Source organism: Arthrobacter crystallopoietes BAB-32 (genome assembly GCF_000328305.2).
GTDB lineage: Bacteria > Actinomycetota > Actinomycetes > Actinomycetales > Micrococcaceae > Crystallibacter > Crystallibacter crystallopoietes_A.
In genome coordinates, this window is sequence record NZ_ANPE02000184.1 from 1 (window position 1) to 14302 (window position 14302).

The following is a 14302-nucleotide window of genomic DNA, read 5'->3' on the forward strand; positions in this document are numbered from 1 at the left end:
GGCCTGGCCGCGCGGTTGCTGGCGCTGCTGCCCCGGCCGGACCTGGTCGTCTACTTCGAGCTCCCGCCGGAACAGGCACTGGACCGGGTGGCAACCCGCGGCGAGGATTCAGAAACCCTCGCCGGACTGCGCTCTTTCGACGCCGGCTACCGCTCCCTGCCGGAGTTCAGCAGCTTCGCCGTCATCGATGCTTCCCTTCCGCGCGCTGCGGTGGCCGGGCAGCTGGAGCAGCTCATCCGCTCCCGCCGCCCGGCGGCTTCCGCCTCCTAAGCGGCCGGCTTCCGGCGCGTCAGCCGGAGCAGGACGGCGCCGGCAGCCAGCACAACGCCGGCCAGCGGAAGCAGCACGGTGGCACTGCTGCCCGTGGCGGCCAGCTGCCGGACAGGCTGCTGTGCGGCAGCTTCAACAACAGGCTCGGGATTCAGAGCCGCCGGCTCGACGCTCGGCTCAACCGGCGCCGGTTCCGCAACCGTCTCCTCGGCGATCCCGATGATGATGCCAAGCGGCTGTTCGGCGTCAAACTCAAAGACTTCTGTCAATCCGTCCGCATCGATGGCCAGCGACTCAAGCACCGCGTTCTCGAGCGTGAAGTCATAGACTACGAACCGCTCGGCGCCGGTGATCACATACCCATCGGGGACGGCGACACGAAGCCGGTAGTTGCCCGAGTGAAGCTGCCCGTAGGACACGCCGATTTCGTCCGACGTAGTAGTAGCGATCAACGTGCCGTCTTCGGCCAGGATCTCAATATCAACGCCCGGTGCTCCGGGTTCGTTGTCATCGGCTATTCCATCGCGATCAGCATCGTAGTAAGTGCCGACGAAGATGTTGGGCCAGTCCTCGGCCACCATGAAGGGAAGATCGAATGTGACTGAGGGCTGGTCGGGGCCGAGCTCGAAAAACTCCGAGTAGCCCTCATCATCAAGGTCTTCGGTGATCCAAACCCATTCGGTCCATTGGAATCGCAGCCGGTAGGTTCCCGCTTCCAAGTTTTCAAAAGCGTAGCGGCCAAATCCATCGGTGACGACGGTTTGGAGGACGCTGCCGTTTTCGGCCACCAACTGGACTTCAATGCCTTCGGCCCATTCATCGCCCATTTCGGGGCTGAACTCGCCGTCGCCATAGTAATCGCCCCAGACCGAGCCGCTCACCGTGTAGCTAGCGGCCACAGCCTGGTCGTCTACCCGTTGCACTGGAGCGCTCTCGACGGGCTGCTCCACCGTAGCTTCTACCCGGGTCTCCGGATCGGTATCGACGGCCGCTTCCGGCGCCGCTTCGTCCACCGCCGGTTCTGTGGCGGTCTCGTCCCCGCCACCAGTTTCGTCTTGCCCAGGGGGCTCTATCGCCTCGCCGTCCTCCTGCTCGGATCCGGGCAGGGCTGATTCGAGGGCATCCCGCATGAGGGACCGTTCGGGGCTCTCCTGCGCAGCAGAGGTGACGGACTCCGTGGGCGTTTCCGGCAGTTCCGCGGCGAGCGCCACGGGAGCCGTTCCGACGCCAAATGCTGCCATTGCGGCAACCGTGGACAGAGCGGCCGCAGAGCGGAAGCGGCCCAGCTGAGAACCCGATGACATTCGTCCCCCTACGCAGCGGGGAACAGCGCCGGCGGCGCACGAAAATAGACGGAAATCCCCAACCTGAGGACAAGCATAAGCCAGAGGAGCTGATCCGTTTAACCGACGGTGCCCCGCCGGATTGAACCAGTGGGGCACTTCGCGGCTCGGGTTACACGCGGCCGCCGCCTTCGGTGTCGTCCACCCGGTTCGCATCGTCCTTCAGATGCGCCTTGGCGTCGGCAACCTTGTCCTTGATTTCGCCTTCGGCCTGCTGGGCGTGGCCCTTGGCTTCCCGCGACCTGTCGTCGGTGGCCTTGCCGACCGCCTCGTTGACCTTGCCCTTGACCTTGTCTTTCGCAGCCTCGAACTTGTCGTCGACTCCCATGACCAATCCCGCCTTCGCGATCGTTCCTGGCGTTGCGCCGGGCCGGGAAAACCGTCCCACTGTGAACACTAGTCCCCTTACCCGCCGGATGCAGCCACCGCCGTCGTCAATGGTGGCGGAGCGCTCCGGAACAGGGAATAGTGGGCGACAACAGGCCCACCACCTGCGCATCCGACTGCACCTACAGGAGGAAGAACACCATGGAGTTCGCCCAAGACGACGCCGGCGACCTGATCATCGGCGACGTGAGCAAGCCCGGCGGCCGCGCACTGAGCATCGGCATCACCGGCATCACCGGGAACGAGGTGCTCAGCCTCAGCTGGGTCGAAACCGGCGAGACGCTGAATTTGACGCTGGATGAAGCCGTGCGGTTGCGGAACGAAATAGACCACATCATCCGGGACCGGCATCCCGCCGGGCAGTCCTAGCCCTGCACGGCCGGCGGCGCCACGAGCACGCGGTGCTGCCCCTCGCAGAGATACACCGCGAGCGTGCCCTCCGGGACCGGGCCCTCGGCCACCCATTGGCTCTCCCCGAGCTCCCGCAGCGCCTGGCCGCACATCGGGCAGACCCGGGCGCCGTCCTGTTTTCCAGCCGATGGTGCGTCCGTCATGGTGCTCCTTCCGCACGCGGTGGTCGGGTGGCTCCAACCTACTGCGTCCGGGACGGGCGCGGAACCTCCGCCGCTACATCCGTTTTCGACGGCGGTGCAGGAGACCGCGCGGGAAGTTACGGGAGCGCTCGTCCGCGGGCGGCGACCCAGAGCGAATACCATTCGTGCCGGCTCATGGCCTCCGCCACCCGCCCGGCGCCGGCGCAGGCCCTGATCCGCCCGGGGTTGCTGGTTCCGAGGACCGGCCGGATCCGCGCGGGGTGCCGCAGCAGCCAGCCGAGCACAACAGCCTCGGGCGCAGTGCTTTTCTCCTCAGCCAGCGCGGCCACCAGCGCTGCGGCAGCCGCGTCCGGCCCGGTCTCCGCGGTGCCGGCGGCGCCGCTGTAGCGGCCTTGCGCGAGGGCACCCCAAGCCTGCAATTCGATTCCGTTGACCTGGCAATACTCCACCGTGCCGTGCGGAAAACCGATGTCGGCTGCCTCGTCATGGTTGACCAGGACACCCGATTCCAGCCAACCGCTGCGGTGCAGGCTCATTTCCAGCTGGTTGGCTGCCAGTGGCTCCGGGAGCGCCGTCTGCAGCCAGCGCATCTGCTCCGCGGACATATTGGACACCCCCAGCCGGAGGACCTTGCCGGCTTCCTTCAGCTGGGTGAATGCCTCGGCGATCTCTTCGGGCCGGGCCAGCGGATCGGGGCGGTGGATCAGCAGCGTGTCAAGCTGTTCAACGCCCAGCCGCAGCAGGCTCGCGTCAACCTGGGCCCGGATCCATTCGCGGGAGGAATCGTACTGGCCGACCTTCTCCGGGGCGGGCAGCCGGATGCCGCATTTCGTTTGCAGCCGGATGTCCTCCCGCAGCCCCGGGCGCTCGGCCAAGACCCGCCCGAAGACGGCTTCGGCCTTCCCGTGGGCGTAAATGTCGGCATGGTCGAAATCCCGGATTCCTGCCTCGAGTGCAGCATCCATCGCCTCGTGCGCTGCCTGGACATGCGCTGCTTCCAATGGGCCGGTCCCCCAGCCCCCGCCCAAACCCATGCAGCCGAAGATCAGCCGCGATCCGCCGTCGTCCATGTCCCCTCCATCCCGCCAGCTGTCCCGCTACTGTCCAGCAGCCGGGAAACCCGCCGCTTCGACCATAACCGCCGGCGGGACGACACGCCGGACGTGGCGGCGTTCCGCTGCCCGCTGCTCAGCGGGGGCTGAAAATCAAGGCGGTTCCAGTGAGGAGGAACAGCAAGCCGGCAAGGCTCAGGCTCAGCAGGACCGTCCGCATGGTGCCGAAGGACTCCCCGGCCCGCCTTGGACGCGAGAAGTTGTACATAATCGTCGGAAGACCCAGCAAAAAGCCGACCACGATGAGGGCTATCGCCAGCTGCATGGCCCAAGCCTAAGGGCCGCCAAGCTGCAGCGCACCCGCCGGTGGTGCATGGGCAGACTGAGCCCGGGATGTGCCGCAGACCTAGCGAAAATTCAAGTCGAGCCGGCTAGCGTGGCCGCCATACCCGACTGCAGGAGCATCCGGCACCAGGGAGGGCCCCTTTGGAGACTATGAAGCTCGGCCTGCTCGCTGCGCTGTGGTTCCTCGTCTTCATGCTGGCCGCCCGCGCATTCGAGGACGCAGGAGTGCTTCAGCAGGGCTTCTTCCACGGGTTGACAGTCCACAAATGAGCCCTGCCGCCCAGCATCGGGCGGCAGGGCCTGTTGGTGGGTCAGGACATCTGCATGGGCTTCCGGGCGGAAACGTGTTCCACCATCTCGCCCACCTTTTGTTCCGTGTAATTGCGCGCGATGTCGCCCTGGCTGACGATGCCCACCAGCTTGTGGTCGGTGATGACCGGCAGCCTCCGGACCTGGTAGCGCTCCATCATCTGGATGGCTTCGTCGATATTGGCATCCGCGTCGATCCAGTGCGGCTTGCCCTGCGCAAGGTCGGCCGCCTGCATTGCCTTGGCGTCCTTGCCCTCGGCGAGGCACTTCACCACGATGTCGCGGTCGGTAATGACGCCCTTCAGCATGCCGTCGTCGCCGCAGATCGGCAGCGATCCGCAGTCCAGGTCTTTCATCATCCGGGCAGCGTCTTCAAGGGTCTGATGTTCGCGTATACACTGGCAATCCGTCGTCATGAATTCACGTACGGCGCTCATCACTCCTCCTTCATCGATGGGGATATCGACGCCGGAGCCTCGGCGCCAGCGCCGATATGTCCAGACTATGCCCGAAAGCGGCGGCGGGAACAGGCCCCTTGGCGCCGACCGCGGTGCCCCTCCTCGCGGAAGGAGGCACCGCCGTCGTTATTGCGGGTTCAGTCCTGCGGCTCGCCGAGGCCGAAGTGCATCAGGTCCTCGCCGACCACGAGATTGCCGCTGAATCCGACCTGGGCCTTCTGCCATTTCTCCATCGGAGTGTTGCCGGGCACCAGATGCGTGAGGACCAGTGTGTTGACGCCTGCCTTCTCCGCCTGCGGGCCAACTTCCTCGATCGCGGTGTGTGCTGCGAGCATGTGCTGCATCAGGTTGGGGTCCGGCTTGGGCGAATCCGGGCCCATCAGTCCGTCCACCCAGTCCATATCGATGCATTCGTGCAGCAGGAGGTCCGCCCCTGCCGAGATGGTGACGAGGTTGTCGCAGACGCCGGTATCGCCGGAGATGACGATGGAGCCGTCCGGCGTGTCGAAGCGGAAGGCGAAAGCCGGGAAGATCGGCCGGTGGTCCACGAGGATGGCGGTCACGCGCACGTTTTCGTCCCGGTAGATCTCGAACGGCTCCATGGCCGGGGTGGGATTGCCGTTGGGATCATCCCCGCTGCCGACAGGCAGTTCGATGTCGTGGAACTCGAAGACTTCGCGCAGGTCCTGCTTGGCGTTATCGCGCATCCGGTCGTTGATGTCCAGGGCGTAGGCCTGCAGCAGCTTCTCCGACGACTCAACCAGCCCCGGAGTCGGCGACTCGGGGTGGAAGACCTCGGGCAGGTGCTCCCGTTTCTCCTCGGCGAAGATGGGCGGCAGGATTCCGCGGTCGCCCGGGCCGTGGATCTGGATGGGCTGTCTCAGTCCGTCGGAGCCGTTGTGCCAGGCCAGCAGCAGCAGGTTCGGGTAGTCCACCATATGGTCGGAGTGGTGGTGCGTGATGAACACGGCCCGCATGTTGTCCAGGCCTTTCTGGAAGCCGGCCGGGCCCAGCCCTGACTTGCGGAACTGCGGGCCCCAGCCCTCGCCGCAGTCGATCAGGTAGACCGCGCCGTTGACCGTGATCGCGGTGGAGATGCCGGTACGGTCCGAGCCGTCCCACCACGGCGGGCCGCCGGCAGTGCCCAGCAGGGTCACCCGGGTGCGGTACTTGGCGGCTTCGGCCGCCTCCAGGGGCAGGTATGTCTTCGTCATGCTCGTGTCTTTCTCGTGGTGCCGTCAGCGGATGGTGGCGTGGGACTTGGCGGACTGGATCAGCTCGAACACCTCAGCGCGCAGCCGGGCGTACTCGGGCAGCAGCTTGGTGTCGCGCTGGTTGCGGGGCTGCGGCAGGTCGACGGCGATGTTCCGGCTCACCGTGGTCGGCGCGCCGGACAGCACAACCACCCGGTCGGCTAGGTAGACGGCCTCGTCGATGTCGTGGGTCACGAACACCACCGTCATGTCGAACTCCTGCCGTACCCGGAGGACCAGGTCCTCGAGTTCGATCCGCGTCTGCGCGTCGACGGCCGCGAACGGTTCATCCATCAGCAACACGTCCGGCTGGTAGGCCAGGCCGCGGGCGATGGCGGCGCGCTGCTGCATCCCGCCGGACATCTGCCACGGATACAGGCTGCCCTTGCCGCCCAGGCCCACGGCCTCCAGCACGGATTCGATCCGCGCGGGCCGCTCCGCTTTGGCGAACTTGTTCTTCATCGGCAGTTCCACGTTCTGCCACACGGTCATCCACGGCAGCAGCGAGCGGCTGTAGTCCTGGAACACGACCGCGAGTTTCGCCGGCGGCTCGGTCACCTGCTGGCCCTCGAACACGGTCTGCCCGCCGGAGGGCTCGAGCAGCCCGGCCATGCACTTGAGCAGCGTGGTCTTGCCAGAGCCGGACGGGCCGACCACGCAGACGAACTCGCCCCTGCAGATCTCGAAGTCCACGCCGGCCAGGATCTGCACGTGTCCGTAGTTCTTCTGCAGCTCCTGCAACTGGAGCAGGACTTCGGCATTGACGACGGCGGCGCCCGCCTCGGGCGCGGTGCGCGCTTTGTCCTGGGGGTACGTTTCGGTCATTTTCATGCACCGCTTCCTGTAGTGGCGAGCAGCCCGGCCTGCCAGCGCAGGACGTACCGCTCCAGACGGATGAAGATCAGGTTGGCGAGGTAGCCGAGCAGGCCCAGCACCAAGGTGCCGGCCCAGGTCTGCGGGACGGCGAACGTCTGCTGCGAGTTGAGCACGTAGTAGCCGATGCCGTTGGTCGAGGCCACCATTTCCGAGACGACGATCAGGATGATGGACATCTGCAAGGTGGTGCGCAGGCCGGCGAAGATCTGCGGTCCGGCGTTGGGCAGGATCACGTAGCGGATCTTCTGGGCCCGAGTCAGCCGGTAGGACCGCGTCATTTCCGTCAGCTGTGGGTCCAGTGAACGGACGCCGTCGATCGTGTTCAGCAAGGTCGGCCAGACGGCGCCGAAGACGATGATCGCGATGTTCATGGACGGGCCGATGCCGAACAGCAGCAGTCCGAGCGGCAGCAGGACCGGGGGCGGCAGCGAGCGCAGGAACTGGATGATGGGTTCGGCGGCAGCCCGCAGCGCCGGGTACATGCCGATGATCAGGCCCAGGCCGATGCCTGCCAATGAGGCGATGAGGAAGCCGGCCAGGAACTTGCCGATGCTGGGCAGCAGGTGTTCGGCGAAGCCCGGACCGAGCCAGTCTTGCCGCAGCGTTTCCAGGATCGTCTGAAGCGGCGGGAAATACAGCGAAGTGCTGGCGGCGGAAGCGAGCCACCAAGCTGCCAGCAGGCCGGCGGGCAGCCAGGCCCGCAGCAGGAACAGCCTGGTCCCTGCGCCGCGTTCCGTGCTCCGGCGGGTTGTTCCGGGAGTGCTCACAGGTTTCCCTCCTGTCGGACGGACGGATGCCAGAACAGCAGCGGCTTCTGCACTGCGCGGAAGGCAGCATTGATCAGCAGGCCGAGCAAGCCGGCCGCGATGACCAGCGCGTACATCTCCGCCAACGCACCAGCGGACTGCGCGACGACGATGTTCTGGCCGAGGCCGGCGGCGCCGCCGATCATCTCGGTGACGACGGCGATGACAATGGCGATGGAGGCCGAGATGCGCAGGCCGGTCAGCGCAAAGGGCAGCACCGAGGGGAAAACCAGGCGGCTGGTAGTCAGCCACCAGCCCAGCCGGTAGCTGCGTGCCATGTCCGCACCGACCCCGTTGATCTCCTTGATCCCGTAGATCAGCTGGGTCAAGAGCGGCCAGATTGCGCCCATCACGATCAGGAACAGCTTCATCCCCGGGGACGGCCCCCAGAGCAGCAGGCCCAGCGGAATCAGCGCTACCGGCGGAATCGGCTTCAGGAACTCCATCAGGAACCAGGTCGATTCCTGCACCGGGCGCACCAGCCCGATCAGCAGCGCCAGCGGAGCTGCGATCACAGCGATCAGCAGCAGACCCAGCAGCGCCACCGAGACGGTGTTCCACACTGCCGCCCAGAACAGCGGTACCCCCAGTTGCCGGACGAACTCGGCCAGCACGGCCGACGCGGGCGGAATCGAGCCGGGCGGGAAGGCGCCCGCACGGGCCAGGACTTCCCACGCCGCGAGCACAGCCAGGACCGTACCGGCGCCCAGGACGCCCTTTCCCAACGAGCCGGCGGCGAAAGAGGTCCGGCCAGCGCTGCGGCGAGGTGCGCGTGGCCGGGTCGGCGCCGGAAGTTCACGAAATTGCGTCGTCGTCATTTCCACACCGCGCTTTCCACGTCCACGGCGCCGGGCAGGAAACCCAGCCTCTGCATCAGCTGCCCGGTGCTGGCCAATGCGTCGGTATCCAGCCGGTCGGTGTACATCGGCACGCGGATCTTGGCGAACACTTCCGGCGGCAGCTTGCCATACTTCGCCAGCACGGCTCCAACCTTCTGCGGGTCCCGGGCTGCTGCGGCGCTGCCCCGGTCGACAGCGCGGGCGAACTTCTCCACAATCTCCGGGTTGGTCTCGATGAACGGCTGCGCGGTGAAGATCACCGTGAACGTGCCATCCGGCTTCAGCGTCTGCGAGTACGGGTTGCCGAGCAGCTCAGCGCCCTGGGCCACGGACTGTGCGTAGAAGGGTTCGACCAACGACGCGGCATCCACCGCCCCGCGCGCCAAAGCCGGCAGCATGTCGGGAAACGGCATCGCCACAAACGTGACCTGGGACGGATCCCCGCCATCGGCCTTGATGGCTGCCGCCGCCGTGACGTGCACGATGGAGCTCAGAGCGTTCACCGCTACCGTCCGGCCCTCCAGATCCTTGGGCCGTTCGATGCCGCTGCCCGGCGCGGCCACCAGGGCCGAAGGATCCTGCTCCGGGTCGGCAGCGATGGACGTGCCGTTCGCCACGGCCTTGAGCGGCAGGCCCTTCTGCACCGCGCCGAGGAACGGCGGCACTGCCGCCGTTCCGAACTGCAACTGCCCGTTGATCACCGACGGAGCAATCGCTGCCGCGTTCTGCATGACCTGGGTCTCGACGTTGAGGCCTTCATCGGCGAAGTAGCCTTCCTCCGCGGCGATGTAGACCGGGGCGAAATCGGCGACGGGGATGACGCCGACCTTGATCGGGTCGTCGGGCCCCAGTTCGACGGCACTGCCGCGGCCCACGCCACAGCCGGCTGTCAGCAAGAGCACGAGCAGTGAGGCCGCCGCGGCGACGCACTTGCGGACCCTCATGGCACCTCGCTCCATTGCAAGGTGCGGATCGCGGCAGAAGTCATGGCTCCTCCTTGGATTGGGAACGGGAAGCAGGCACTGTGCTGCAGATCACTATTTAGGTTTCCGGACCGCGAGCCAGAGGACAAATATCAATTTCCAGACAACCCCATACAATGTGCGACTATGAACCTCCGCCAGCTCGAATACTTCCTGACAGTCGTGGCAGAAGGATCCTTCTCGCGCGCGGCCGCGGCATTGCACATGACCCAGCCGCCTCTGAGCCAGTCCGTCATCCAGCTCGAGAAGCAGTTGGGCGTCCAGCTGCTTCACCGCCATCCCCAAGGGGTGTCCACCACCCTGCCGGGGAGCTGCTTGCAAGCCAGGGACGTCAGCTGCTGCGCTGGAGCGAGCGGATCGAGGAGCAGGTCAGGATGCTGGGCCAGGGCCTGGCAGGCCGGCTGCATATCGCTTCCGTACCGACATTCGCCTGGACGCACCTGCCGCCGCTGCTGAAGGCCTACGCCGCGCAGGCACCAGCGGTCGCCGTCGAACTCTCCGACCCGGAACCGGCCGAGGTGCTGCGCCAAGTGGCAGGCGGACAGGCCGATGCGGGGTTCGTGGCGACAGCGACCCGGCTTCGCTGGCCACGTCCCACCCCGAGTTGGAGCTGGCCGCAGTCAAGGCCATGCCGCTGGTGCTGGTCCTGCCGCCGCGCCTTTCCGCCCTGCCCGACCCCGTGGACCTGACGGATCTGGCGGATGAAGCCTGGATCCTGCCCACCCAGATCTCCGGCTTTCCGGGCCTGCTCGAGCTGGCTGAACAGCTGTGGCGCAGCGCGGGCGCGCGCCCCGCCTCCATTCGCAGTGTCTCCACGCTGCAGACGGCTGTCCCGCTGATTGCTGCCGGCATGGGGATCAGCCTGATGCCCCGCTCGATCACGGACATCGCAGGCACCCGCGTCGAAGTCCGCAACTCCCTGCAGCCGGTGGCACCGCTCCACGCCGTGATGGTGTGGTCCCGGCAGCTCCCGCCGTCCCCCGTTTTGGAACTATTCCTGGGGGTTGCACAGCGCACGTACACTGGTGAACTATGATGCAGGCCACAAGCGGAGCGCGCCCGCACGGACTCACCCGGTTCTCCACCGTCGGGCTGCCCGGCGACCGGCGGATCGCGCTCTGGGAGGAGCACAACGCCCGGGCCCTGGTCGGGCTGCAGGCCAGGACGCTCAACGGCACCTCGCTCGAGGCCACCGAGCTGAACCTGAATCTGCCGAGGCTGCAGTTCGCCAGGGTGGCCGGGACCCCGCACGTGGTGGAGCGGTCCGCCCGCGAGATCGCCGCCTACCCTGCCGAAGCCGTGGTGGCCTACTTCGCGCTGGAGGGCGAGGGCTTCTTCTACCACCGCGACGGCTGCGAAATCCTCAAGCCGGGCCAAGCCATCCTCTACGACGCGGACCAGCCGTTCATGCGCGGCTTCTCGCATGGCTTGAACGAGCTGGCATTGAAGATCCCGCGCCGGACCCTGAGCGAATTCACCGGCCGCTCCGGGTTGAACCGCCCGCAGGTCTTCGGCTTCCGCACTCCGGAGGCCGGCACCGTGCACGCGCAGGCCCTGGCGGCTTCCCTCGCCGACGCTCTGTCCGGCCGCGCGAAGGATTGGGACCGGCTGGAAACCACAACGCTGGGCCTGCTGGCCCACATCATGGACGACGGCGGAACTCCCCTTGGGCATCTGGAGGCAGCGCGGGCATTCATCGCCTCGCATCTCGCCGACGCCAGCCTGTCGGCTGGCAGGATCGCCGCCGCTGTCGGCATCTCCGAGCGCCAGCTCTCCCGGATCTTCGCCGAAGCCGGCTGCAGCGTGCCGCGTGCCATTCTGGACGCGCGGCTGGAAGCAGCCCGTGATCAGCTCCGCTCCCCCGCAGCTGCCCGGCAGCCGCTGGCGGCCGTGGCTGCGCAGTTCGGCTTCACGTCGCAGCCGCACTTCTCCCGCAGCTACAAGGAGAGATTCGGCCTCACCCCACTACAGGACCGCATGGCCCAGCGCTGAAACAGCCGCAAAGGTTCGCAGCACAGCTCCCCCGTTACCGCCCCTCCCTCCCGACAGGAAGGCAGTCCATGAAACTGACCCTGACCGAGTTCCTGTCGCTGGACGGCGTATGCCAAGGGCCCGGATCACCGGATGAGGACACCAGCGGCGGCTTCACCCAGGGCGGATGGTTTGTCCCGCACATGGACGACGTGTTCATGCAGCAGGCGGCAGACTGGCTGGCCGAGGCAGATGCGCTGCTGCTGGGCCGGCGCACCTATGAGGAGTTCGCCCAGGCCTGGCCCAACATGCCGGACCCGGACGAGCCCTTCGCCCGGACGATGAATGGCCTCCAGAAGTATGTCGCTTCCAACAGCCTGTCGGAAGCCGGCTGGAATCCGGCAACGATCCTGTCCGGCGACGTCCCGTCCAAGGTTGCGGAGCTCAAGCGCCAGCCCGGCCGGGACCTGCAGATCCACGGCAGCGCACGGCTCGGCCAGTCGATGCTCGCCGCGGGGCTCGTGGACGAACTCCGGCTGGTCGTCGCACCCGTCATCGTCGGCAGCGGGCGGCGGCTGTTTCCCGACGGCAGCGCTCCCACCGGTCTCAAGCTGGTCCGCAATGAGTCCACCCCCGGCGGCCTGGCGATCCACGTCTACGAGACCACCGGCCGTCCCGAGTACGGAACGTACGAAGGGCCCGGCGAACACTGACCCTGACGCTCAGCCGGGGCGTTTTGCCTATTTCCGCCATCACCTTGCCGCTTTCCGCCGTGATGCACATCGCAGAACCAAGGCAGCACTGTGAACTGGAACACTCGATGGCAGTTGCCCGGAAAGCCCGGCCATCGAAGTGGAGTAGTTGCCATGGTGATTTTCAATGACGGGGTCGCTGAGACCGAAACCCCTGATTCCGCAGTCGTTGAGACGGATGTCCTGATTGTCGGTTCCGGTCCTGCCGGTTCGTCGGCCGCGCTGTTCCTGTCCTCGCTTGGGGTCCCGAACATCATGATCACCAAGTACCGCTGGACCGCGAACACGCCGCGCGCGCACATTACCAACCAGCGGACCATGGAGATCTTCCGCGATCTGGGCGTCGAAGAGCAGGTGCTCGCCGATGCCACCCCGCATCACATGATCGGCGATACGGTCTTCTGCACCTCGATTGCCGGGGAGGAAATCGGCCGCATCCTGACCTGGGGCAACCACCCGGCCCGGCATGCCGACTACGAGCTGGCCTCCCCCTCGCTGAACTGCGATATCCCGCAGACCTACCTGGAACCGATCCTGGTCAGGAACGCCACTGCGCGCGGCACGCAGACGCAGTTCAGCACCGAGTATCTCTCGCACACCCAGGACGCGGACGGTGTGAACGTGCGGGTGCTCAACCGCCTGACCGGGACGGAATACACCATCCGGGCCAAGTACCTGATCGGCGCCGACGGCGCCCGCTCCAAGGTCGCTGCCGACATCGCCCTGCCATACGAGGGCCAGATGGACATCGCCGGCTCCATGAACATCACGTTCAAGGCGGACATCGCCGAGCTCGTGGGCCACCGCCCGTCGGTGCTGTACTGGGTGGTCCAGCCCGGTTCGAACATCGGCGGTATCGGCGCCGGTCTGGTCCGCATGGTCCGGCCGTGGAACGAATGGCTGATCGTCTGGGGCTTCGACATCAACGAAGGCACCCCGGAGGTCAGCGAGGAGGACGCCCGGCAGGTGGTCCGCAACCTGATCGGCGTGCCGGACCTGGACGTGGAGATCACCGGCATCTCGCTCTGGGGCAACAACGAGCAGTATGCCACGCACCTGCAGAAGGACCGCGTCTTCTGCGCCGGCGACGCCGTGCACAAGCATCCGCCAAGCAACGGCCTGGGCTCCAACACCTCGATCCAGGATTCCTACAACCTGGCGTGGAAGCTCGCCGCCGTGCTCAAAGGCCAGGCCGGCGAGGACCTGCTGGAAACCTACTCGGCGGAACGCGCCCCGGTGGCCAAGCAGATCGTCACCCGGGCGAACCAGTCGGGACGCGAGTTCGTGAAGCTGTTCGAGGCCCTGGGCATCGACAAAGCGGAATCGCCCGAGGAGATGCACGCGCTGATCGAGTCCCGCAAGGACAACACTCCGGAGGGCGCGGCCAAGCGACAGGCCGTCCAGGAAGCCATGGAGATCAAGAACTACGAATTCAACGCCCACGGCGTGGAACTCGGACAGCACTACGTCTCCACCGCCGTCGTCAGTGACGGCACCTCCAAACCGGAACCCGCCCGGGACCCCGAGCTCTACTACCAGCCCTCCACCTACCCCGGCGTCCGCCTCCCGCACGCCTGGGTCGGAGACAACGTGAACAAGTACTCCACCCACGACCTGGCGCCGTACGGCCAGTTCACCCTCTTCACCGGCATCACAGGCGAGGACTGGACCACGGCCGCGCAGAAGGCCGGCGACCAGCTCGGCCTCACGGTCAAGACGGTCGTCATCGGCCCCGGCCAGGAGATCACCGACCTGTATTTCGACTGGGCAAAACTGCGCGAAGTCGCGGAAGACGGCGCCGTCCTGGTCCGCCCGGACAAGCACATCGGATGGCGTTCCGAGCGGCTGCCGGCAGATCCGGAAGCCGCCCTGAAGACCGCGCTGACCGCCATCCTGGACCGGGAGAACTGAGAATGAGCCTGACTTTTGAGCATGTGACGTTGGGGCAGCGGGTGCTGTTCGGCACCGGGAAGGCCCCGGAGAACCTGGCCGCCGAGGTTGAGCGGTTCGGCGCGCAGAAGGTGATGGTGATCGCCTCCGAGTTCGAGGCCGCGATCGCCCGGGAGGTATCCGCGGGCATCGACGTGGCCTTGGATTACGACGA

General features: G+C 66.5%; 19 protein-coding genes and 2 pseudogenes. 10 read left to right on the forward strand and 11 right to left on the reverse strand.

From position 1 onward, the window contains the following. Positions 1 to 270, forward strand: a pseudogene (locus tag D477_RS14870) (thymidylate kinase); the annotation flags it as partial. On the opposite strand, the gene D477_RS14875 reads toward D477_RS14870, so the two are convergent. Both D477_RS14875 and D477_RS14880 read right to left on the reverse strand, forming a co-directional pair. Continuing rightward, positions 267 to 1400, reverse strand: coding sequence for an SdrD B-like domain-containing protein (locus tag D477_RS14875; RefSeq protein ID WP_190273573.1), 1134 nt, complete (start codon positions 1398 to 1400; stop codon positions 267 to 269). The pseudogene D477_RS14870 and the gene D477_RS14875 overlap by 4 nt on opposite strands. Before the next feature lie 325 nt (positions 1401 to 1725). Continuing rightward, positions 1726 to 1941, reverse strand: coding sequence for a CsbD family protein (locus D477_RS14880; RefSeq protein WP_005270972.1), 216 nt, complete (start codon positions 1939 to 1941; stop codon positions 1726 to 1728). A gap of 200 nt (positions 1942 to 2141) precedes the next feature. Here D477_RS14880 and D477_RS14885 point away from each other — a divergent pair, with 200 nt between their 5' ends. Continuing rightward, a complete protein-coding gene (locus D477_RS14885) occupies positions 2142 to 2369 on the forward strand; it encodes a hypothetical protein (RefSeq protein ID WP_005270974.1) in 228 nt (75 codons plus the stop codon). Here the strand turns inward: D477_RS14885 and D477_RS21305 are convergent. The 3 genes from D477_RS21305 to D477_RS14895 all read right to left on the reverse strand — a co-directional run bounded on the left by D477_RS21305 (position 2366) and on the right by D477_RS14895 (position 3931). Further along, entirely contained in the window at positions 2366 to 2554 is a 189-nt protein-coding gene (locus D477_RS21305) for a hypothetical protein (RefSeq protein ID WP_005270976.1), read from the reverse strand. The genes D477_RS14885 and D477_RS21305 overlap by 4 nt on opposite strands. Before the next feature lie 116 nt (positions 2555 to 2670). Continuing rightward, complete coding sequence (locus D477_RS14890) at positions 2671 to 3624, reverse strand: aldo/keto reductase (protein WP_005270977.1); 954 nt, start codon at positions 3622 to 3624, stop codon at positions 2671 to 2673. Positions 3625 to 3742: 118 nt separating this feature from the next. Continuing rightward, positions 3743 to 3931, reverse strand: coding sequence for a hypothetical protein (locus tag D477_RS14895; protein ID WP_005270978.1), 189 nt, complete (start codon positions 3929 to 3931; stop codon positions 3743 to 3745). 161 nt (positions 3932 to 4092) lie between these two features. Between D477_RS14895 and D477_RS23590 the strand changes: the two genes are divergently transcribed. Continuing rightward, complete coding sequence (locus D477_RS23590) at positions 4093 to 4221, forward strand: hypothetical protein (protein WP_272943826.1); 129 nt, start codon at positions 4093 to 4095, stop codon at positions 4219 to 4221. Positions 4222 to 4262: 41 nt separating this feature from the next. Here D477_RS23590 and D477_RS14900 read toward each other — a convergent pair whose 3' ends face one another. The 6 genes from D477_RS14900 to D477_RS14925 form a co-directional block, all read right to left on the reverse strand. Then, on the reverse strand, positions 4263 to 4697 hold the full coding sequence (locus D477_RS14900; RefSeq protein WP_043847164.1) for a CBS domain-containing protein: 435 nt from the start codon (positions 4695 to 4697) through the stop codon (positions 4263 to 4265). A 158-nt stretch (positions 4698 to 4855) separates the two neighbouring features. After that, complete coding sequence (locus tag D477_RS14905) at positions 4856 to 5932, reverse strand: MBL fold metallo-hydrolase (protein WP_005270980.1); 1077 nt, start codon at positions 5930 to 5932, stop codon at positions 4856 to 4858. A 24-nt stretch (positions 5933 to 5956) separates the two neighbouring features. Further along, positions 5957 to 6802, reverse strand: a complete 846-nt coding sequence (locus tag D477_RS14910; protein ID WP_005270981.1) for an ABC transporter ATP-binding protein — start codon at positions 6800 to 6802, stop codon at positions 5957 to 5959. Further along, a complete protein-coding gene (locus D477_RS14915; protein WP_005270999.1) occupies positions 6799 to 7614 on the reverse strand; it encodes an ABC transporter permease in 816 nt (271 codons plus the stop codon). The genes D477_RS14910 and D477_RS14915 overlap by 4 nt, the downstream gene beginning before the upstream one ends. Then, complete coding sequence (locus D477_RS14920; protein ID WP_081608579.1) at positions 7611 to 8471, reverse strand: ABC transporter permease; 861 nt, start codon at positions 8469 to 8471, stop codon at positions 7611 to 7613. The genes D477_RS14915 and D477_RS14920 overlap by 4 nt, the downstream gene beginning before the upstream one ends. After that, entirely contained in the window at positions 8468 to 9436 is a 969-nt protein-coding gene (locus tag D477_RS14925) for an ABC transporter substrate-binding protein (protein WP_005271006.1), read from the reverse strand. The genes D477_RS14920 and D477_RS14925 overlap by 4 nt, the downstream gene beginning before the upstream one ends. A gap of 165 nt (positions 9437 to 9601) precedes the next feature. Here D477_RS14925 and D477_RS21890 point away from each other — a divergent pair, with 165 nt between their 5' ends. The 7 genes and pseudogenes from D477_RS21890 to D477_RS14955 form a co-directional block, all read left to right on the forward strand. After that, a complete protein-coding gene (locus tag D477_RS21890) occupies positions 9602 to 9931 on the forward strand; it encodes a LysR family transcriptional regulator (RefSeq protein ID WP_190273574.1) in 330 nt (109 codons plus the stop codon). After that, positions 9850 to 10164, forward strand: coding sequence for a LysR substrate-binding domain-containing protein (locus tag D477_RS23885; protein ID WP_005271009.1), 315 nt, complete (start codon positions 9850 to 9852; stop codon positions 10162 to 10164). Before D477_RS21890 ends, D477_RS23885 begins: the two co-directional genes overlap by 82 nt. Then, entirely contained in the window at positions 10059 to 10511 is a 453-nt protein-coding gene (locus D477_RS23360) for a LysR substrate-binding domain-containing protein (RefSeq protein ID WP_272943827.1), read from the forward strand. The genes D477_RS23885 and D477_RS23360 overlap by 106 nt, the downstream gene beginning before the upstream one ends. Then, entirely contained in the window at positions 10508 to 11467 is a 960-nt protein-coding gene (locus tag D477_RS14940; RefSeq protein WP_237740799.1) for a helix-turn-helix domain-containing protein, read from the forward strand. The genes D477_RS23360 and D477_RS14940 overlap by 4 nt, the downstream gene beginning before the upstream one ends. A gap of 68 nt (positions 11468 to 11535) precedes the next feature. Further along, positions 11536 to 12159, forward strand: coding sequence for a dihydrofolate reductase family protein (locus tag D477_RS14945; RefSeq protein WP_005271017.1), 624 nt, complete (start codon positions 11536 to 11538; stop codon positions 12157 to 12159). A 153-nt stretch (positions 12160 to 12312) separates the two neighbouring features. After that, positions 12313 to 14109: an FAD-dependent oxidoreductase gene (locus D477_RS14950; RefSeq protein ID WP_005271020.1), complete on the forward strand. Its 1797-nt coding sequence runs from the start codon at positions 12313 to 12315 to the stop codon at positions 14107 to 14109. Between the two features lie 2 nt (positions 14110 to 14111). After that, positions 14112 to 14302: pseudogene (locus D477_RS14955) on the forward strand (maleylacetate reductase); the annotation flags it as partial.